Here is a 20860-nt window from a genome sequence, read left to right on the forward strand (position 1 = left end):
AATCAATTACAGATATATTGAAGAAACTATAGTTCAACGGGATGCGCTTTTGGGCAGATCCTGAATATTACTGGTTTTAGCTGGACAAGCTGAGTGTGCTCCGGCCAAAATTGGTTTCGGTGTACTTTTCTTTTTTGTCCCCGTTTCAGATCTAGAGTATTTACGTGAACGATCATCCAGACAAAGATTTGCCTGACGAAAACTCTCCTGACCCTGCTGAATCTCATCCCGATCAAAATATGATTCCTGAAAATGCTGACGGAGATCAGGAGGGGGCAGACCAGTCTGATGCGACACTTGTAAATCAGAGCGCAGAAGAAGAAGGACTGCCGGAGTGGGAGCCGTTAACCCCCGAACTGGTCGAAGACGAAGCCATTCGCGGCGACTTCATGTTACGCTGGGCGGCGATTCTGCTGGCCTGTCTGTTTGCAGCCACCTATATCTCGGATACTGAAACCCTGGTGCATGTAAAGACCGGGCAGTATCTGGCCAGTCATGGATTCTGGCCTCCGGCGAATGATGTATTTTCTTATACCGCCAATGATCGCCCCTGGTACAACAATGCCTGGCTGTTTGATTTAACGCTATCGGGCGTGTATGGCGTGCTGGGTGCTACCGGATTAACGCTCTTCAAGATCCTGCTGCTGGGGATTACATTTTATATCATCGTGCATCTCTGCCTGAGGGAGATCTCTACCTGGTGGGGCTCAATCCTGGCGGTACTGGCATTGATTGCCTGTTTTCCGCAACTGAATGTGACTCCGGAAATCATAACAATTCTGGGTGTGGTGTTGACGCTGAGTTGTCTGCATCAGTGGCAGGAACGGAACTCGGCCCGCGCACTGTGGCTGTTACTCCCCCTGTTTCTGGTCTGGGCTAATCTGGACCCCCGTGTCTTTCTGGGGATCGCCTTACTGGGGTTATTCGCGTTGGGAGAAACGGTTGCTTCCATGCTGGATCGATCAGTGTTGAACGACGACACCGATTATCAGACGCTCTGGATGGTTCTGGGGGGTAGCCTGGTCGCGACATTATTGAACCCGGTGGGCTGGCATTCGCTTACCACTGGTCTGAGTTATTACGCGGTTGATTATCCTCTCATGCGTTCGATGTTTGTCGGTGGAGTCCGACCTGAAGAACTCGGTTATTTTTCCATGACATCGCCTTTGTTCTGGAAGTCGCTCAATCATTACGCGGTGGCTTCCTTCATTCTGATTGTGTTGACGTTTGTCAGTTTTGTGCTGAACCAGGCAAAGATGAGTTGGGGGCAGCTGTTTGTATTTATTGGTTTTTGTGGTCTATCCGTACTGGCCAGCCACGAACTGGTGGTGACGGGTGTGCTCTGCGCCATTTTTGCCAATCGGAATTTTCAGATCTGGTATCGAGATAATTTCCGTCAGACTTACAGCGTGGAAACGAGTGAATTGCTGTTTTCGCGCGGTGGTCGGGCATTGACGGTTCTGACCTTTTTTGTCCTGGCCTACCTGGTCGTCTGCGGACGATTCCAGGGACAGGGTTCGACGCGTCATGCAGTCGGAATTGGTTTCAGTCCCTCATTGACACATACAATTGAAGGATATCAGGAAGCGTTAGCTGAATCCCTGGACGACCGGCCGTTTCATTTTGTGCTGGAGCAGGGAGACCTGTTGATCTGGCTGGATCAGAAATCATTTATTGATAATCGCGTGGCTCTGTTTGCGGGAACCGGTGAAAATGACCTGATTGGTTTGCATGATAAAACACGACGTGCCCTGCGTGTGCAACGCGAAGATCAGATCGGCAGTGGTATACCTGAAGTCTGGAGGCAGACGTTTAATCGATACCAGGTGACCCATGTGATTCCGCGGCTGTCCGGTATGAACCCGGATTATCGTACGTTTTTTGACCTGCTGACCACTCCGGACTGGCAACTGACGGAATTGAATGCAGCGACCGCCGTCTTCTATCGAACGGATAACGAGAGCGAAACCACAAAGAAATTTCTGGCGGCACATCAACTCGATTTCAAAAAACAGGCTTTCCGGGATCAGAAAGACTTTCCGGAAATCCGCAGCGACTGGGCACGTCCCAAATCCTTTTACAGCCGCTATCTGCTGCCTCAGAATTCGAGTATGGGCAACGATGTGCAGACGGCCCGCCATTATCTGGGGTTGATGTCCCAGTCCGGGGGAAACCACGAGCTGTCATCCTGTTTTGCGATACTGGCAATTCAACTGGCAAACCGGGGATTGATTGAGGATCCGAACAGTGCAGAAGCCTATCGGATCCTGGGGAGTGCCTACGGTTATCTGGCCAGCCTGGAAGCACAACTGCTGGCACCGCCTGTGGATCGAAATCAACAGCGGCCTGCAGTCAGTATCGATCGAATGCGTTACTTTCAGGTTTTGCATGCTTACCATCAGTCCCTGATCATTGAACCGGAATTTGCACCGACGCACCTGATGCTGTTCGACCTGTATTCCAATATGGGGAAGATCGATCTGGCACATCATGAACTGCAGACGTATCTGGAGATGGTTGAGGGGCAGGAAGAATTATCAGATGATGCTTTTGCCCGACTGCGGGCTTATTCAGATCATCTGGAAAAACTGAATACGCAAATCACTCAAATCACGCAGGAGCTGGATGCCCAGCAGGAAAAAGGAGCCGAGAAGTTGCAGTTGGCCAGCCAGGCGTATCAGAATGGATTCGTCTTACTGGCTCAGCGTTATCTGGATGATCCGGTATATTTAGCCCAGAATCCACTGGCTCAGAATTTGAATGCAAGTGTTCTGATGGAGGTGGGGCAATCGGAAGAAGCAGACAATCAGATGTCGCTGCTGGAACAGAAGGCGGTGCAGAATCCACAGATCCCCTGGCGGGCACAAGCCGCGTTTGCCAATCTGGGGAATGGGAATTATCGTGGCTGCTTTGATTTATGGCGGCAGGAAATCCGATCACAGGAAGAAGCTCGTATTGCCGGGGTCCTGCAGTCCATGCCTCTGGTTCAGCCAATCTCGAACAGCTTCTGGCCTACGCAGCATGCCGTTTCGATTGTGAACTATCTGTACGGGCTGTCTCAACAGCAGATCCCTCTGCTGCTGAATCTGGCCCGGTGTGAAATCGAAGCGGGGCAACCCGAACTGGCAACTTCCCATCTGCGTGAGATACTCGAAACGGACCCATCCACGCCTTACCGACCGCTGGTACGTTTTTATCTGTACCAGCTGACAGGAGACCTGATCCCGATTCTGCCAGAGGCACCCGCAGGTCAGACAGAACCGGAAACAGAGGAGCTGCCGCTGGTTGCTCCCAAACCGTAGGCTGCGATTAAGCTGGTTTTAAGACTTTGATCTTTGTCCCTTTGACAAGATCGGCGACCTGTTCGCGGTAAGTCAGCATGTGGGGGGCAGCGAGGTGTGCTTTCAATGCTTCAACGCTTTCCCATTTCTCCATGACAGTCACAATCTGGCTGCCATTCTTTACCTGGACCGGGATATCGGTTTCTTCATCGACGGCGGGACCATATTCTATACAGCCCTCTTCCGCGTGTACCAGGGGGACAAGCTGATGAAAGGCTTCCAGGAAGGCTGCCTGTTTTCCCTCTGCAATTTCAATATCTGCGATGACGAAGATCATGTTGTTTACTTTCTGCTTTTCGTTTCTAATGCCTGCAGGCGTCGTACTAACTGGCTGGTTTGAACGATCCGACGGGAGTGCAGACCTTTCGCGATCTTTTCAGCACCGGCATACGCTTCCACTTTGAAGCGATAGACGGGGCCATCATGAAAGATCAGCTGTGCGGAACAGTCCACGGTCGCACCTACGGGAGTCGGAGCGAGATGCTCCACATCCACATGAGTGCCCACACTGATCGATTTCTCATTCAGCCACGGTTGCAGAAATTGTAACGCGGCCTGTTCCAGAAACCAAATCAGAGACGGCGTGGAGAGCACGGAAATCTCTGCTTCCTGCGAAAAAGTAATCGCCTGACTGCTTTCCACCTGAAACGAAATCGAATGTTGTGCCCCGATACGGGGGTGTTGATCCTGCATGAGATCTCAATTCCTGCCTGTACTTGATTGCCGGGTTATTGCGTGATCTCAATCGGGATCGAGTCCGTAATCCGGGAATCACTTGTCGAAATACTGATGGAGGAGCGAATCAGCTGTTTCGCCAGCGTGGATTTGACATCAGGTGTGACCGTGACCGGTAAGGTGACCGTAATTTTAGAGACGCCATTAATCCGAGTCGGAATTTCCAGAACCGCTTCCGATGGATTACTGTGATTCGTCTTGGCAGCGGAAGCGTCAATCAGTTTTCTGGGGCCTTTGATCTGCAGGATATACACATCAGGTCTACCGACAGCCAGTATTTTCAGAGCGAAAGAGCCTTCCATTTTTACCGGTATTCCCGGAAAAGCAGCGTCCAGGGTGATGGTCCCCTGGCTGTCTTTCAGGCTTTCGTCATTAGGTACCGTGAAATAGGTGTCGACGGCAGCATACAGTGTTTCATAGGGTTTTCCCGGCTCAGGGCGGGGGATATTATTGAACGATTTTCCGCGTCCAAAGAACATCCCTTTATGGGCTTCAACCATTTTGCCATCCGGGCCTTTCTTGTAGAGCCTGTGGTCGATGCGTCCACTGAAGCCTTTGTATTTTTTGTCATCGGGAGGGAATGTGAGCCGCACGCTGGTCGTCTGGCTTGCACCACTTTCCGGTCTCCACTCAGGAATCTCCAGTTTGCGGAATGTACGATAGTTGGCCAGAATCGGAAAATTATCCTGTGGGACAACCCGGGTGAGGCCTCCCAGGCTGGCGGACATGCTTTTAACCTGGTTTGAGGAATTAGAAAACGTAATGAGTTTTTCTGCATCTTTTCCGGAGTCAACCGTTGCCAGCGTAAGGTCATCTGTCGAGGCGCGGAATCGCTGGGCTTCAATCAATAGATCATATTTCGATTCGTTCAACCAGTTTCCACTGAACGTACTGACGACCACTTCATGGATGCCTTCATCCTTGGTGGATACAGTCAATGAAGCATTAGAACGGTCTCCACCCAGTTGGGCGGTCTGCTGGATGACGCGATAGCCAATTTCTTCTCCCTCCGGATTAAAGACACTGACCAGTAACCGTCCTGAACTGCTGGCGACAAAACCCAGCATCACGGTCAGACCGCTGTCGCGGCGTGTCACCGCGATGGGATAACGATGGTAGGCACCGGCGGAGATCGTCTTCTGTGGGACAACGAAAGCGGCGACCCGTTCAGAGTCCTGTAGATTTAGGCTGGGAAGGCTGACTTCCGTATTCAAGTCAGAGAGCTCAATTGGTTTATGAACCACGTCCAGGAAACTGAATTCACGCTCGCCGTGCTGTCTGACAGTGTAGTAGGCGAGGTAAGTTTTTCCCGCCTCCATCAGATTTCGTTTCCGGGTGCTGTAGAAATAGGATTTGCTGCTGTTGGACAGGACCAGGGAGATCTGGTTTCCCTGTGCTTCTTCTTTCCCTGGTAAAGCGATGGAGAATGGCACCTTGTCATTTTTCCCGTTTACATCCAGAATGGTGACGTTGCCATCGCTGTCCTGCACCTCCACTTTTTCCAGTTTGACGATTGTGGTGGTGTTTTTTAATAACAGGCTACCCTGATCGGATACCTCGCCGTCAATATTCAGATCCAGATCAACGCGTTTGTGCGCTTCGATATTATTTGAGCGATCATACAGGCGATTGAACTTGGAATAGTGATTGATGCTGAATTCCGCAGTCTGTTTTTTCGGATCAAGCGTCAGATTGGCCAGCCTTAAAAATTCCGGGTAAGCTTTATCGATATCGATCAGGCCTGCTCCCTGTTGCGCGTAAGTAAAGCCTTTCATTCGCATGGCGGAATTTTCCAGCGCCAGTCGCATACTCAAAGCCAGTGAGGTCAGTGAGTATTTACTGTCAGAAGATTTTTTTCGGATGGCTTCAATTTTCTTCTCCTGCCGTTTCAGGACCTTGGCGTATTCCTTATCTGCTTTGATCAGAGACAGCATGGCTGCTGCTGCGCCGGCGGCGATCGGTGATGACATGCTTGTCCCGTTGAACATGCTGGAGCCATCCGAGTTGAGCGGCGTCGATGACAGGGCCGACCCGGGGGCAACAACATTCGGTCGCATTTCTCCCGTGTATGAGGGCCCCAGAGATGAGAAGTAAAGCAGTCCATGCTCGGGGGCATTTACCCCTTCGGCCAGACGATAGTGTTCGCGTAATGTATTGGCAGAGACATGGGCGCCCACAAATACCGCGGGACTGGAACCACCCAGACCATTGATGGTACGGTAGCCGGGGCCGTCATTAGAGGCGGAGATAAAAAATGTCGTTCCAAATTTTGCCGAGAGATCCTGCAGCAGAATACTCAGGGGACGCTTGACATAGCCTTCGTGGCTGCCCAGCGAGATATTCACAACATCGGGAACATAACCCTGCGGGTTGAAAAAGGCAGAGATGATTCCGCGCAGAATTGCCTGGTCGGTACAACTGCGACCAGAGCAGACCTTGATGGCCATCAGTTGAGCTTTCGGTGCGGCACCTTCAATCTGCAGACCACTGCCGGCAACAATACCTGCGACATGGGTGCCGTGGGACTGCTGGTCAAAGGCGACGGTGATTTCGGTGACCTGCTTTTTGGCATCTGGTCGAAACAACAGCGGGTAGGCAATTCGCTTGGTACGTGACGGAAATTCCAGCATCATCTGATAAGGGGGTTTCAGATCCTCCCGCTGCATTTTACGTGCGGAGTTGAAATCCATGATGGGAGTGTCAGCTTCTTCTTTGCTGAACTTGCCATCCATGTCCACATCGACAAATGCCAGAGCGTATTCTTTGGTCAGATCCCGTTTTTCCAGATCGGGTTTTTCTGCCGGGATGGGCTCGTCTTTTGCCGCTGCGGCTTTGCGTTCTTCTTCCGCTTTTTTGCTGGCTGCTTCCCGTTTGACCAGTTCCGGATTGGGAATGATGCCGACGACGACCAGCAGTTTGTCGTCTTTGGTACCATTTCGATTGATATCGACACCCTCTTTGCCGAGCGTGGTCCAGAGATCACCCTGTTGAAACCCCAGCTTTTTCTCGTCGATATAGCCGGAATAGACATACTCATTCTCTTTGATTTTTTCGGGCAGCGCAATGAACTTGTTATGTTCCAGTTCAATTTTGCCATCCAACTGTCTGCTTTTGCTTAGTGGCGAACGACCTTCCCGCGTGGCATCATTCCAGAAGATCACGCGATCCTGAAAGACAGGGTGGCTGGTATCGATACCTGTGTCGATAATGGCGACAATCGTGCCTTCTCCGAGGCCTTTGCCGGCAACTCGCTTTCGCAGTGCAGGGACCTTGATGTCATCCAGCGGAACATACAGCGAATCAAAGTCTGCTTCGGGCGCCACCTCCAGGTCTGCGGGATTAGACGTATCGATGGCTGGTTCAGCCTGGGGAACAATTTTACTGGGGATGATTTCTTCCATCACACCCGAGGGCAGCTTGAGCGAAGCAATGAACTTTTTATCGTTGAGTTTACTGGGGGGCAGGTTCACGACGAGGAAAGGAATGTCATTTCCAATGCCCAGGTTGGGATCGTAGACAATCTTTCCACCCGCTTTGGTGACCAGATCTGCTGTGCGACGCACATCGTTGACGCGTAACAGAAGCGTTAATTCCGGAGAACAGTCACACAATTCTTCTTTCATCTGTGCTGAAGCCGACTGGCTTTCTGGAGAGATCCAGCAGATCAGGCAGATCATTACCAGACAGGAACGCATCAGATTAGAACGATATAAACGATTCATCAGCCCCTCACGCTTTCGGGATGCAGGGCGGATGGCCCTGTTTGATTTTGATTGTGTTATTAGAATTCAGTCAGGTGGGTAAACATATTCCGGAGAACGGCTGACGTCTTGCGACGATAACCGTTAGTCCTTCCCTGGTAGACCATACTTTAATATAGGACGTATTTTGCCAGACTCTTTTATATTCTCACATGAAGCCAGCGCTTTGTGAATACAAGTGTCATGAGAAAATATGAGATAGAGTAGACTTATTAAGCACTTACGAACGATACTCAGATGAAAATTCAACCGAGAACTCTTATTTCAGGTTACTTCACAAACGCGTCATTGACAAAGTGAGAAAATAAAATATCATTGATGTATGTTACAGAACTCACGCCAGCCTCTGATGTTCATGCTCTGTACAGTGATTGCACTGGACATCGTTTTTCTATTGGGCGGTTCGAGTTTGCTGGGTGCCCCCGAGTCCAATCCCGACTGGCTCTGTGCTGAATTTGAGCTGGAAGAAAGCGAAGACTCGTTTGAAGAAGAAACGCTGATCCAGGATGCTGAATTCTTAGTTGCGCTGCCGCTTTTGGGCATACTGACTCAGAATATTGATTTCAGCGTGAAAGAGTCCGATCGCGATGAGATTCATATCTCCCGCGGACCTCCTGCGCTCAGTTGAATGCTGTCCGGTTTTCCCGGCATGCTCTCATTTTGCTTCTGCTGGTAACTTTCCTGTTGCGCTCACTCAGATCAGTTCCCTCACCATTTCGTTTGTGAATTGATTTCGTCCGACCTGGATTTCAATGCGCTGCTTCAACAGGGAGTGCTGCTTTCTTCTTCATTCCACCTGACTAATTTCAGGATCACGTATTATATGGATGCCCACGATGTCTCAAATTGATTCGAATCAACCCAAATTTAAATTCTCGAAATACATCAACGATTTTAACCCGTGGCATAACATCAAGATTATGCATACAAATGTGCCGAACGACATTCTTTCTGGAATTACGGTTGCCGTCATCGCGATGCCTTTGGCGCTGGCGTTTGGAGTCGCTTCAGGCTTAGGGGCAGAAGCGGGAATGTGGGCTGCAATCTGCGGAGGCATCCTGGTCGGTCTGTTTGGCGGTTCCAATACCGGCGTCAGTGGTCCGACCGGTCCGAAAGTGGTTCAGCTGGCGGCGATCGTCGCGGCGACTAAACTGGCATCAGGAGAGCCGGATATCGTATTTGCGATGTCGATGGTCTTTTTAAGTGGATTGATCTGCATCGCGCTGGCGCTGATGAAAATCGGCCGCTTCATCTACTATACACCCTATTCTGTCGTCTCCGGATTCATGTGCGGGATTGGTGTGATTATCATCCTGCTGGAAATTCCCCCCATGCTGGGTTTTGCCACGCCGAATTCGGTAATTGGGGCTATCAAGCAGATTCCTTATGATGTCATGCATGAAAAACCGCATGCGTTGATAGTTTCGCTGGCCACGTTCTTCACGATTTTACTTTGGCCGCGTGTGACAAAGAAGCAATGGCTGCCGGCACCACTGCTGGGGCTGATTGTAGGAACCAGTCTCGCGCACGCGTTTAGTTTCAAAGATATTGAGTATATTGGTTCCATGCCCGTTGGACTGCCTCACTTGTATCTACCTGATTTTTCCCGCTTTGGTGAGATGCTTGGCGGAGCGTTTGCTTTAGCCGGACTCTGTATTTTTGATTCCCTGCTGACCTGCCTGGTTGCGGATAACATGACCAGCGAGCGGCACAACAGTGACCGGGAAATCTTTGGTCAGGGGATTGCCAATATCGGATGTGGTCTGGTGGGTGGCGTCACCACTGCGACAGCGACTATGCGAACGGTTGCGAATATCAAATGTGGCGGTAAAACCGGCCTGGCTTCCATTACGCATGGTGTGGTGCTGCTGGCTTTGATGCTGGGGTTATCTCCGTATGCCAGTTATATTCCGATGGCCTGCCTGGCAGGGATTCTGCTCAAAGTGGGTATGGATATCATTGATTACCGTGTGCTGCCTGTATTGCATCGGATGCCGTTCATGGATTCGGTCTGCTTCTGGACGGTATTGATTCTGACGATTTCAGTCGACCTGCTGGTTGCGATGGGTGTGGGGATTACGATTGCATTTGTCCGCATCGTACAGGAACTGGGGCAGGCCTACGAACAGAATGTGGTCAGCCTGAACCAGATGAGCCGGACACTGCCCTCCGATGTTACTATTCCGGAAGAACTGAAAGAGAAAGTTCTCAAACTGCGCCTGGAAGGACCACTGTTCTTTGGTGTATCCGATACGATCTATCGGGCTTCCTCTTCTCTGGTCGATTACAAATACCTGATTATCCGTATGGCGCGGGTGCCCATGGTTGATATGTCGGGCGCTTACCTGCTTGACGATATCATCGAAAAAGCACATCATCAGGGAGCGACCGTCTTTTTCACGGGTCTCAAACCACAGGTTGAGCGGACCTTAATTCGCCTGAAGATCATTGAAAAAGTGACCGAAGCAAACTGCCTGGCGACCTTTAACGATGCGATTCTGCGAATCCAGCACCTCGAACAGGAGCAGGATTCCACTTCAGATCGCGTTGAACAGGATACTCTGGAACGCGTTTAATCAACCCGGACTGCCTGCAGTTTCGTCTCATCAGAGTCTGTTTCTGCAGGCATTTTTTTGATCCCACGTCGGGTAGAGAATGGTTTGATGCGAGTTCTGGCAATCAATGCCTATCATGGCGGAAGTCATCGTGAATTTCTGATGCAGTGGATTGATCACAGCCTGCATGACTTCACGATACTCACGCTCCCGCCGCGACACTGGAAATGGCGGATGCAGCATGCGGCGATTACGCTGGCCGCGGAAGTTCGAAATCGTGTGGCTGACGGGGAACGCTGGGATGTTCTGTTTGTCACCGATATGTTGGACCTGACAGCCTTTCTGGGGCTGGTACCAGCGGAAATCGCGGCGTTGCCTCGCATCGTTTACTTCCATGAAAATCAATGGACCTATCCGGTTCCACAAGGGGAAGCACGCGACCTGACATATGGCTTCATCAATTTAAAATCAGCATTGGCTGCGGATTCACTCTGGTTTAATTCCGACTTTCATCGTCAGGAATTCTTCCAGGCATCCCGGGACTTTCTGCGACGTATGCCCGATTATGCGTTCATGGAAGCCTTGGATGAGTGTCAGCAGAAGACTGCGGTACTCTCGCCGGGCATTCAGAAAATGAATGGGGAACCGCGGGGAAAGCAAATGCGACCACTGCAAATTCTCTGGGTGGCCCGCTGGGAATATGATAAAAACCCGGAACAGTTTTGTGACGCGCTTCGACTGTTGGATCAGGCCGGACTGGAATTTCGGCTAAGTGTATTAGGGCAGTCAACTCCTGAAACTCCCGCCTGTTTTACCAGCCTGCAGGCTGAGTATGCTGATCGGATTGATCACTGGGGTTTTGTGAAAAACCGTTCGGAGTACCAAAGGGTTTTGCAGAATGCAGATCTGGTGATCTCCACGGCATTCCATGAATTTTTCGGCATTTCAGTTCTGGAAGCGGTCGCAGCAGGTTGTCTGCCCGCGCTGCCTCGGCGTCTGGCCTACCCCGAAATCTTTTCCGAAACGCCCGAATGTTTTTACGATGGAACCACCGATTCTCTCGTCGCGCTGGTACTGAAGCTTTCCAGATCAGCACAATCGGAAACAACGGCTACTGATCTGTTAGGGAGACTCAAGAAAATCTCGCAGCGCTACCACTGGGAGCAGATTTCACGGGAGCTGGATGCCGGCCTGGATCTGAGTCGTATCCAGTGCCAGCGTTGAGTTTTATTGAGAACTCAGCCTGCCATTTACGCTGGAAAACGTATCGATCAAATGGTTTAAGCGGGTTTAGAATAGTGCTGAGTCCTATAATGTGATCACTGCCTGTTGCGCTGTAATGATTGTACCAGTCAGGAGCATTTTACCGGTTACACATTTTGCGTGAAATGTAGTTTGATGAGTAATTTAGGACCTGTTTTACAGTGTTGACAGACAGTCATGCACTTTAATCAATCCACCGTTTTTCGAAGTTTTTTCAAAACATTTTTATTGTGTTTGGGATACCCGTCTGGCAAAGTAATACCTGTCACTTACCAAGTGTAACTGATTTCAGGACAGTGTGAGACGCATCACAGGAACACTGCCTGAAGCATCTGAGATTTACAACTTTTGCCAAGCGATTATCATCATGCTTACAATTTCCAAAGACGTCCTGCCACAAACATTCCTGAGCTACATCGCATTTCGGATTGCGTTCATGGATACTCTGGAGCGAATTGCTCTGGCAAAGCAGGTGGGCGATGACCCGTTTGATTCGTTCGGTTTTCTGACCGAAGTTCCGTTTCTGCGAAGTGTCCCGCCACACGTGCAACTCGATCTGTTATCTGTCACCTGGGCCAAGCATCTGGCCAGTGAAAACGTCGAAGGCGACCTTGTCGATGAAAGTGTGGTGTATGCTGTCTGTGAATCAGCGGCACGCATCATTGATGAACAACCGGAAGAAGCACGCCGTCATCTGGCGGGGGGGCCACTTGATGTGCACATTTCCGTGGATCATTTTCTTTCATCCGAGATCCGCAACCTGCACCTGAATCTGTCCAACGAAGGTGACTTCCTGCTGATCAGTCAGTTCCAGGACATGTCACCCGAAGAAGCCCTGCCGATGAAAGAAGAATTTGGGATTGATGAAGAATCGATCGAACCCATGTTTGATGTTCTGATGCAGTGGTATATGTCGGTGGACTTCATGCCCAACCTGGAAGGGTTGCTGCAGGAACGCGAAGTTGCCAAGGCGATCACAATCGTCGGTTTGAAACAGCAGCCACTCTGCTGATCTGTCGGCGAGATGCACTGAGGGGGTCAGGAACGGATGTCTTCATCCGTTCCTGTTTTTTTGCGCCGTTGCTTGAAGACGTCCAGTCGTTTACGGATCGTCGCTTCATAACCCCGCTCCACGGGGCGATAGTATTCTTTTTCAACCCCCAGGTAATCCTGATCCACCCAGCCTTCTTCTGACGCGTGGGCATACTGGTAGCCTTCCCCGTGTCCCAGTTGCGAAGCACCCTGGTAATGGGTGTCCTTCAGATGAACCGGGACCGGTAGCAGCGACTTGTTACGCACATCATGGAGGGCTTCATCGATGGCGACATAAGACGCGTTTGATTTGGGGGCCGTGGCGATATAGGTGACTGCCTGCGAGAGCAGGATTCGACCTTCGGGCATACCGATTTTTTCGACAGCATTAAAAACGGACATGGCCAGAGTGAGGGCCGTCGGATCTGCGTTGCCCACATCTTCCGAGGCGGCAATCACGATGCGGCGGGCCAGGAACCGCGGGTCTTCGCCGGCTTCAATCATTCGCGCCAGCCAGTACAAAGCGGCATCTGGATCACTGCCGCGCATGCTTTTAATCAACGCGGAGGCGGAATCGTAATGCGAGTCGCCATCCTGGTCGTACTGAATCGCTTTTTTCTGAATCGACTCCTGCGCGACTTCCAGATCAAAAATCCGTTCCGAGCCATGCAGTGACAGCACGCCGATTTCCAATGCATTCAAAGACCGTCGTGCATCACCGTCGCAGACTTCAATCAGAAAGTCGAGTGCCTGCGGTTCCACAGTCACGTGATAGCGGGCCAGTCCCCGTTTTTCGTCCTGCAAAGCCCGCTGCATCAGTGTCTGGATTTCATCGGGTGTCAGCGGCTGGAATTCAAAAATCTGGCTGCGGCTGATAAGCGCGGAAACCAGTGAGAAAAACGGATTCGATGTCGTCGCACCAATTAATGCGACTACGCCGGATTCGACATCGGGGAGCAGGACATCCTGTTGGACCTTGCTGAAGTGATGCAGTTCGTCGATGAACAGAATCGTCTGTTTGCCGCCGGTGGACAGTTCGTCGCGGGCCCGGTCAAGCGCCGCGCGCACTTCCTTGATGCCGGCGGAAGCTGCATTCAGGGCTTCAAAACGGCGATTGGACTGGCGCGCAATCAGCTCAGCCAGTGATGTTTTCCCTGTGCCGGGAGATCCATAAAAGATCAGTGAGCCGATGCGGTCTGCAGCGAGAATACGACGCAACAGTTTGCCTTCACCCAGAAAATGCGACTGCCCGACGAACTCATCGAGAGAGCGGGGACGCATGCGGGCGGCCAGCGGTTTGGCTTTTTCCAGATTCCCGGATTCCTGCCGGTCGAACAAGCCCATAAAAAAACCTCCGCCAAGTGATTCATACGCGGGTATATTAGAACCCGTGATTGCAAAGTGGGAACCTGATAACTCGGGTTGTGTGAGCCGGATATACCGGATATACACGCAGCCGAATCTCGTGGGTCCCCAGTTTAATATTTGTAGGGTCAACTCACGATTTTGAATCAACATGACAGAGGTTGTTTCTCTGTTTCGTTATGCCTTCATTTTAGTCGGCACGTCCACCCAAAACAAGCACGCGATTCTATAATTAATTGTCCGTTTCAACAACGGTCACTTATCCTTCATGTTTGGTAGACGTGGCTTTCTGTTTCTGTTTTTGCAGACTGAGGAATTCCACCAGGTCGCGCAGGTCATCTTTGCTGAGCTGTTTGACGATTTCTTCCGGCATCGCGGATTTTCCTGAAGCCCGTTCATCAATATCGTCTTTCACGACCCGAATGACCGTACCTTTGGCGTCCATCAATTCTAACTCGGTATCGGTCTCTTTACGAATAATGCCGACGAGAACTTTACCATCGAGCATTGCCAGAACTGCTGTTTCGAATCCTTTGGCGATTGCTTTATTTGGCGCGACAATGGCTTCCAGCAGATAGCGGCGGTCTTTGTCGATGCCGATTCCTGACAGGTCCGGGCCGACTTCGCCCCCATTGTTTTTGATCATGTGGCAGCGACGACACGATGTATCGCTGCGACCATAAAAAATCTCTCGTCCCCGGGCGGCATCGCCGCCGGACAGGGTTTCCATGTAACCGCCAATGGGGTCATCCTGCGGACGTTTTGCATCATATTTCGCGATCAGTTGATCGAGTTCGGGAGACTGTTTCTGTTTCGCTGCTTTCAGCAGGTCGAGTTGTATTTCTGGGGGAACCTGCTGCTGAACCAGTTGCTCCATCCAGCGAACCAGTAGATCCGTCGCAGCCGGCAGCTTCATTTCTGCCAGTGTTGCGATGGCTCCCTGTTTTTCAATGGTGGTTCCCTTCTGAATCGCCTGTTCGAGCGCGGGTAAGGCCGCCTGCGGATCGTGTTTCGCCAGGACATTCAGACCAGTGACGCGAAGCGCCGGCTTCTGGTCTTTGATTGCTGTGCTGGCGACCTCTGAAATACTCGCATAGCCGAGTTTATCGAGGGCCTTCAGGGAAGCAACCCGCACATCCACGGGCCGTTTGGCGTCGACGACCATTTCTGCCAGCATCGGGGCGGCTTCTTTGATGCCGTACTTTGCAGCCAGTCCGGTGCCGGCTTCCTTGATCTTTTCAGAACTCTGAAACAGGTCGGGTACTATAGGACCAACAATGCCCGTCAGTTCGATGACTGATCGGTTCTTAATCGGTTGCCAGCGACCCAGCACACGATCCAGGGGCGCGGGGTCGTTCCACTGCTTGAGTTCTGCGATCGCTTCGAGCCGCAATGCTTCGGGCACTTTATTGTCGGCAGCGATTTTGGCGACAGTGGCAGCATTCTCCGCGGTTCCCATGCGGAAATTGGCATTCATCACACGTCGCAGCAGGGCGTCTGACATGTTGGCGGTAATCTCAACCGCGGCCAGATCAGCCAGCGCGGCTGGGATTGGTTCATCGTTGATGGCCCGGGCTGCTTCGAGCACTACCAGCGGGTCGGCGTCCTGCAGGAAGATTCCGACCTCTTTTCGCTGCAGACGACGCAAGGCAACAACCGCTGCCAGACGTATCGCGGCGGAGTCATTATTTGCAGCAGCGATCAGAGCGTCGGTGTTTCCAATGCGGGTCAACGCCAGGATGGCCGCGTGACGCAACATGGCGTCCGCGTTGTGATTCTGTTTGAGCAGTTCCAACAGCCCGGCGACCGCTGACTGTTCCTGCAGTTTTCCGAGGGCGACGGCTGCGAAGTACTGCACGCGGGCATTCGGGTTTTTGAGCAGTTTGATTAACGCGGGGGCTGCAGCGGTGAACCCGGCTTCGCCGATGACTTTGACGGTCTGGCTCTGGACTTCGCTGTCGCTGTCATGCAGCAGGCTTTGAATACCTGAAACAGCGGAAGACGTTTTGCGACCCAGTTGACCGATGCCCCAGATGGCGTGCAGGCGGGCCAATTGATCCTTCGAAGTCAGTGCGACCTGCTGCAACGCTGCCAGTGCACTCTGATCGACGAGCTCGAACTGGGCTTCCATGCGAATCCGTTGATCTACGTGTGCCAGCAGTTTCGTCAGTTCTTCAACAGGGCGTTCGGAAAATCCCTGTTTCATTAGCTCTGCTGAATGTGCTGCCAGAGCGGCTTTGGCATGTTTCGTATCGGTGAATTCATAGATGCGGCCTTTACCCAGGCCGTTCCAGCCATTGACCCAGTCGCTGACATACAGGCTGCCGTCATAACCAAAGTCCAGATCGGTGGCCAGGATCTGCCAGATGAATTCATGCGAGTCAGTCAGTTCAAACGAGGCCCCTTTGGGTTTGACGGCGAAGGAGCGAATGCCGCTTTTCGAAGGTGTGCCCCGGAAGTCGGCGAGGAAAAAGTGATCTTTGTAGCGATCAGACAGACCTACTCCCGGGTAATGCGTGAGCCCGGAAGGGCCGTCCGCCAGGTTGATAATCGGGGGGACCATGTACGCGGGCTGTCCCTCATGGGCGGGATGCCAGATCTTTTCCCGGTTGAACGGCCCGCGGTCGCTGAGGTATTGGTAATACATCCGCCAGCCGGTGTCTCCGCCTTCAACGACGTAGACCCAGCGGGCTTTATCACCGGAGTCTGAATTATTATCGCCGGTGAAGAGATTGCCGTAATTGTCGAATGCCAGTTCCTGTGGATTGCGCAGGCCGTAGGCAAATTCTTCGAGTTCGGTCCCATCCAGGTTGCAGCGGAAGACGGCGCCGGTATCGGGGCGGAACAGGTGTTTGCCTTCTTTGGTGGTGATGTTGTAACCGCGGTCGCCGATGCTGAAGTACAGTCGTCCGTCGGGACCCAGTTTCAGGCCGTGCAGATCGTGACCGCGAAAAGCGACGCGGATGCCGTAACCGCTGCTCAGCTTTTCGCGCAGGGTGGCTTTGCCTTCGTGGGCGGTGTCGCTCAGTTTCCAGACGTGGGGGATACAGGTGTAATAGACATACCCGCCACGGGCCAGCACGCCGGCACCGGTTCCGTCTTCGATCTGATTGAATCCATCCGCAAACACACTCGCATGGTCGGCTTTGCCGTCTCCATCGCGGTCTTCCACCAGACGAATCCGGTCGTGTTCGAGCGCGTAATCTTTGACATTTTCTTTCAGATGTTTCCTGAAGTAAGCCAGCCGATCTTCTATCGTTTCCGCTGCCAGGTCGTCGTGCAGCCAGTCCATGTGTCCGCGGTTATCTTCGACTCCTTTACCCTGACGATAGGTTTCGGCGACGTAGAACCGGCCCTGTTCATCAATGCAGAAGGCGACCGGATTGGCCAGCAGGGGTTCCGCGGCAAACAGGCTGACGTGCATGCCCTCGGGAACGCGAAAACCCTGGATCGCCTGTTCGCCTTCTTTGGAGGCCTCCGCGATCGCAGGCGTGTAGGGAGTTTCACTAAACGCCGGTCGAGGCAGCAGCAGCGAGCTAAGACAGATGACAGCGGCCAGCGAAACAGAGCGGGGCAGCAGAGACAATTTCAGACAGAAGACATGCGACAAGATGACACCCCTCGGCGAGACGGTTGGCAGGAAAAGATTCAATGATGAAGAATTGATACTATCTTAACGGTCTGTTTAAGCAGATCACAGCCTGAGATTCTCCTAATCTGCCTGATCAATACAGATTTGAAATTGGACGGAAAATTTGTCCGACCCGTGGAGTACACTGCTTTCTCAACTGGCTTGCGCACCGCAATCTGAGTAACATGAAGCATCTAAGCAAGACTGTGGTTCTTCTTCAAACTGTTCATTAAGTTTGCTAACAAAAGTGTACGAACTCACGCTATAAGGTGCACCAGGCACTAGAATCGGAATGCGCTATGAAAAATGTCGTCAGCCTCATCCTTGGCGGAGGCAAGGGAACCCGCCTGTATCCACTCACGCAGTTGCGTTCCAAGCCGGCGGTTCCGCTGGCGGGCAAGTATCGTCTGATTGATATTCCGATTTCCAACTGCATCAACAGCGAACTGAGCCGCATCTATCTGCTGACGCAGTTCAACTCGGTCAGTCTGCATCGGCACATTCGTCAGACCTACAAGTTCGATTCCTTCGGGGGTGGCTTTGTGGAAATCCTGGCGGCCCAGCAGACGATGGAAGGGACCGACTGGTACCAGGGCACCGCGGACGCCGTCCGTAAGAATATTCGCTGCATTGAACAGTCGGACATCGACTATGTACTGATTCTCTCCGGCGATCAGTTGTATCGCATGGACTATTCGGAAATGCTCAACAACCATATCGAGTCGGAGGCTGACGTTTCGATCGCGACGGTTCCCCTTTCCAGCGAACAGGCGTCTGCATTCGGGATCATGCGCGTGGATGACTCGGGACGCGTCAAAGGCTTCCTGGAAAAACCGCAGACCGAAGAAGACCTGAAAATGGTCCGCACGCCTCCCGAATGGATCGATCAGCAGGGGATTGAAAGCCGCGGCCGCGACTGTCTGGCCAGCATGGGCATTTACCTGTTCAACCGCGATCTGCTCGTCGACCTGTTGAAGAAGACCGACTACGAAGATTTCGGCAAGGAAATCTTCCCGATGTCGATTCGCACGCACAAAGTCCACGCGCATCTGTTCGACGGTTACTGGGAAGATATCGGGACGATCCGTTCATTCTACGAAGCGAACCTGGCGCTGGCGCATCCGAATCCGCCTTTCGATTTTGTCGTCGAGAAGACTCCCATCTATTCGCGTCCTCGCTTTTTACCGCCGACGCGCTGTGAAGGAGTGACGATCAACCGCAGCCTGATTGCCGACGGTTGTGAAATCGACGAAGGAGCCGTGATTGAAAACAGTGTGATCGGCCTGCGATGCCGGATTGGCAAGAACGTGACGATTCGCAATTCGGTGATCATGGGAGCCGACTACTACCAGGACGAATGCAAAGAGACCCTGGAAAACGACACCCGCCCGGCAATCGGCATCGGCGACGGCGCGTATATTGACGGCGCGATCGTCGACAAAAACTGCCGCGTCGGCAAAAACGCCCGCATCGAACCCAACGGCCACAGCGAACAGGACTTCGATCATACTGACGTTTTAATCCGCGACGGAATCATTGTGGTCCCGAAAGGGACTGTGCTCGCAGATGGGTGGAAGCTGTAGAACAAAATAACGTGAAGTCAGAAAACAGAAAAGCAGCCTGAAATGGCTGCTTTTTTTACGTTGCACTTGTTGGTGTGTGGACGTAATGGCATAATGAACAAAAGGGTTGTTACTGGGTGTGGAGCATCATATTTCCAAGTCGTGAGGAGGTCTCATTTTATGAAAAAACTGCTTTCGCTCTTTACGATTATGTTTGTCTGTCTGTCTTCGGTTCAGGCGGAAGATCTGAAAGAGACTTACACCACTGGCTTCGAGACAACACCAGTTTCTGAATTCAAAAAAAACTGGGAAGCGAAAGGGAACGCACCACTCAAGTTCCCCTCTAATACGGGCCATGCTGTCGTTGTTTCATCAATCGATGAATTATCTCCCGCAGCCGTGGCTGGTTTAGAGATCAATGATATTGTTCGGAGTATCAATGGAAAAATGCTTAGGAGACCCGATGATGCAGCTGAAGCTTTTAAGACCTTAAACCCACGGGATGAAATCAATTTAGTTGTGATTCGGAGGGGTAATAAGAAGCTGGAATTTTCAACGGTCGTCGTAAAGCCGATCACGAAACTCGAATACGAGATGAGGGTACATTGTAATCGTACTACGAATGCCAATGGAATTACCGAAGTCAGGCACCGTCATTCAACGTCAGATGTTTTTAAACCTAAAAATTTTCAGTTGTATTACACTGAGAAGAACGGGAGCCCTGACAAACTTTTCTTGCGGATCTCGCATCTTGATGACGACAGATTGATTACGAAAAAATTTAAAGTCATTACGAAAAACAACAGTTATCAGATTGAGAAAAAACGAAGTGAGTACGAACGGGCAACAGAATTGCAAAATGACCTGAGCGAAGTAAATGCGATCGGTCATTTCTGGAAACTCAATCCGTTTCTGCGATCCAGCCTTTCCAGGATCGACACTAAATTTAAGTCTGGCGAGGAACTTTCTCGTTTGGATCACAATTACCTGAACAGGACCGGCTTTGATGATTTAATTTCAAGAGGCGCAACCATTTCAGAGAGCAAGAAAGTCGGTCCGCCCCCAAAAAATAAGAAAGCTGATCCAGATCGTCCGCATGTTAGGATTTTATTTCGGAATATCAGGATTGCTGAATGGTATGATGAACCTCTCACGAAACAACAGGAGTTGATGATCAACGATATTGCGACTTCTAATAATGTCAGGTTGAGATATGAGGGTGAAAAATATTATGTCGATTACGATTTGCCCGTGGAAGTCCGGAATAGAATGGCGACTGTGCTGAAGCTCTATAAGGCCAACGGTGGCTTGATTGCTGAATAAGAGCGTCAAGTAATGCCATCCAACAGGAAAACCCTGGAATCATTTAAATTCGAATCTGGATTCCCTAAGTGCCTGTTCTGTTTTGACGGTGCAATTATTGATTTAAACTGCCGCGTCGGCAAAAACGCCCGCATCGAACCCAACGGCCACAGCGAACAGGACTTCGATCAGACTGACGTCCTAATCCGCGACGGTATTATTGTAGTGCCGAAAGGGACTGTGCTCGCGGATGGGTGGAAGCTGTGAGAGTACCACTCATTTAAGATGAACCATCAGAAAGGCAGTCCTTCAG

13 protein-coding genes are annotated in these 20860 nt (G+C 51.4%); 8 read left to right on the top strand and 5 right to left on the bottom strand.

The window, feature by feature from the left end; translation table 11 throughout:
• The first annotated feature begins 164 nt into the window (after nt 1–164).
• Complete coding sequence (locus ACN0YH_RS19475) at nt 165–3302, top strand: tetratricopeptide repeat protein (RefSeq protein WP_417381252.1); 3138 nt, start codon at nt 165–167, stop codon at nt 3300–3302.
• Between the two features lie 7 nt (nt 3303–3309).
• Here the strand turns inward: ACN0YH_RS19475 and ACN0YH_RS19480 are convergent, their stop codons facing one another.
• The 3 genes from ACN0YH_RS19480 to ACN0YH_RS19490 are packed head-to-tail and all read right to left on the bottom strand — an operon-like array spanning nt 3310 to nt 7798.
• Entirely contained in the window at nt 3310–3618 is a 309-nt protein-coding gene (locus ACN0YH_RS19480) for a putative quinol monooxygenase (protein ID WP_154934481.1), read from the bottom strand.
• A gap of 5 nt (nt 3619–3623) precedes the next feature.
• On the bottom strand, nt 3624–4034 hold the full coding sequence (locus ACN0YH_RS19485) for a thioesterase family protein (protein WP_417381253.1): 411 nt from the start codon (nt 4032–4034) through the stop codon (nt 3624–3626).
• 35 nt (nt 4035–4069) lie between these two features.
• Complete coding sequence (locus ACN0YH_RS19490; protein ID WP_417381254.1) at nt 4070–7798, bottom strand: S8 family serine peptidase; 3729 nt, start codon at nt 7796–7798, stop codon at nt 4070–4072.
• Nucleotides 7799–8159: 361 nt separating this feature from the next.
• Between ACN0YH_RS19490 and ACN0YH_RS19495 the strand changes: the two genes are divergently transcribed.
• The 4 genes from ACN0YH_RS19495 (at nt 8160) to ACN0YH_RS19510 (ending at nt 12667) form a co-directional block, all read left to right on the top strand.
• The gene (locus tag ACN0YH_RS19495) at nt 8160–8465 is read left to right on the top strand and encodes a hypothetical protein (protein ID WP_417381255.1); all 306 of its coding nucleotides are present in this window, start codon (nt 8160–8162) and stop codon (nt 8463–8465) included.
• Between the two features lie 208 nt (nt 8466–8673).
• Nucleotides 8674–10413, top strand: coding sequence for a SulP family inorganic anion transporter (locus ACN0YH_RS19500; protein ID WP_417381256.1), 1740 nt, complete (start codon nt 8674–8676; stop codon nt 10411–10413).
• Nucleotides 10414–10500: 87 nt separating this feature from the next.
• The gene (locus tag ACN0YH_RS19505) at nt 10501–11616 is read left to right on the top strand and encodes a tRNA-queuosine alpha-mannosyltransferase domain-containing protein (RefSeq protein WP_417381257.1); all 1116 of its coding nucleotides are present in this window, start codon (nt 10501–10503) and stop codon (nt 11614–11616) included.
• 406 nt (nt 11617–12022) lie between these two features.
• Nucleotides 12023–12667 (top strand): hypothetical protein, encoded by a 645-nt coding sequence (locus ACN0YH_RS19510; RefSeq protein WP_417381258.1) that lies wholly within the window; start codon nt 12023–12025, stop codon nt 12665–12667.
• A gap of 26 nt (nt 12668–12693) precedes the next feature.
• Here ACN0YH_RS19510 and ACN0YH_RS19515 read toward each other — a convergent pair whose 3' ends face one another.
• The gene (locus ACN0YH_RS19515) at nt 12694–14031 is read right to left on the bottom strand and encodes a replication-associated recombination protein A (RefSeq protein WP_417381259.1); all 1338 of its coding nucleotides are present in this window, start codon (nt 14029–14031) and stop codon (nt 12694–12696) included.
• A 280-nt stretch (nt 14032–14311) separates the two neighbouring features.
• On the bottom strand, nt 14312–17662 hold the full coding sequence (locus ACN0YH_RS19520) for a PVC-type heme-binding CxxCH protein (RefSeq protein WP_417381260.1): 3351 nt from the start codon (nt 17660–17662) through the stop codon (nt 14312–14314).
• A gap of 320 nt (nt 17663–17982) precedes the next feature.
• Here ACN0YH_RS19520 and ACN0YH_RS19525 point away from each other — a divergent pair, with 320 nt between their 5' ends.
• The 3 genes from ACN0YH_RS19525 to ACN0YH_RS19535 are packed head-to-tail and all read left to right on the top strand — an operon-like array spanning nt 17983 to nt 20814.
• A complete protein-coding gene (locus tag ACN0YH_RS19525) occupies nt 17983–19266 on the top strand; it encodes a glucose-1-phosphate adenylyltransferase (protein ID WP_417381261.1) in 1284 nt (427 codons plus the stop codon).
• Between the two features lie 42 nt (nt 19267–19308).
• Nucleotides 19309–20568, top strand: coding sequence for a PDZ domain-containing protein (locus tag ACN0YH_RS19530; RefSeq protein ID WP_417381262.1), 1260 nt, complete (start codon nt 19309–19311; stop codon nt 20566–20568).
• A 12-nt stretch (nt 20569–20580) separates the two neighbouring features.
• The gene (locus ACN0YH_RS19535) at nt 20581–20814 is read left to right on the top strand and encodes a hypothetical protein (RefSeq protein ID WP_417381263.1); all 234 of its coding nucleotides are present in this window, start codon (nt 20581–20583) and stop codon (nt 20812–20814) included.
• The last annotated feature ends 46 nt before the right edge of the window (nt 20815–20860 follow it).

Source organism: Gimesia sp. (genome assembly GCF_048262075.1).
Classification (GTDB): Bacteria; Planctomycetota; Planctomycetia; order Planctomycetales; family Planctomycetaceae; genus Gimesia.

Bases quoted from the DNA above. Each gene is read 5' to 3' on its own strand.
- ACN0YH_RS19485 (WP_417381253.1), bottom strand. From the start codon at position 4,034: ATGCAGGATCAACACCCCCGTATCGGGGCACAACATTCGATTTCGTTT.
- ACN0YH_RS19510 (WP_417381258.1), top strand. From the start codon at position 12,023: ATGCTTACAATTTCCAAAGACGTCCTGCCACAAACATTCCTGAGCTAC.
- ACN0YH_RS19525 (WP_417381261.1), top strand. From the start codon at position 17,983: ATGAAAAATGTCGTCAGCCTCATCCTTGGCGGAGGCAAGGGAACCCGC.
- ACN0YH_RS19500 (WP_417381256.1), top strand. From the start codon at position 8,674: ATGTCTCAAATTGATTCGAATCAACCCAAATTTAAATTCTCGAAATAC.
- ACN0YH_RS19495 (WP_417381255.1), top strand. From the start codon at position 8,160: ATGTTACAGAACTCACGCCAGCCTCTGATGTTCATGCTCTGTACAGTG.
- ACN0YH_RS19530 (WP_417381262.1), top strand. From the start codon at position 19,309: ATGGCTGCTTTTTTTACGTTGCACTTGTTGGTGTGTGGACGTAATGGC.
- ACN0YH_RS19505 (WP_417381257.1), top strand. From the start codon at position 10,501: ATGCGAGTTCTGGCAATCAATGCCTATCATGGCGGAAGTCATCGTGAA.
- ACN0YH_RS19535 (WP_417381263.1), top strand. From the start codon at position 20,581: ATGCCATCCAACAGGAAAACCCTGGAATCATTTAAATTCGAATCTGGA.
- ACN0YH_RS19515 (WP_417381259.1), bottom strand. From the start codon at position 14,031: ATGGGCTTGTTCGACCGGCAGGAATCCGGGAATCTGGAAAAAGCCAAA.
- ACN0YH_RS19480 (WP_154934481.1), bottom strand. From the start codon at position 3,618: ATGATCTTCGTCATCGCAGATATTGAAATTGCAGAGGGAAAACAGGCA.
- ACN0YH_RS19490 (WP_417381254.1), bottom strand. From the start codon at position 7,798: ATGAATCGTTTATATCGTTCTAATCTGATGCGTTCCTGTCTGGTAATG.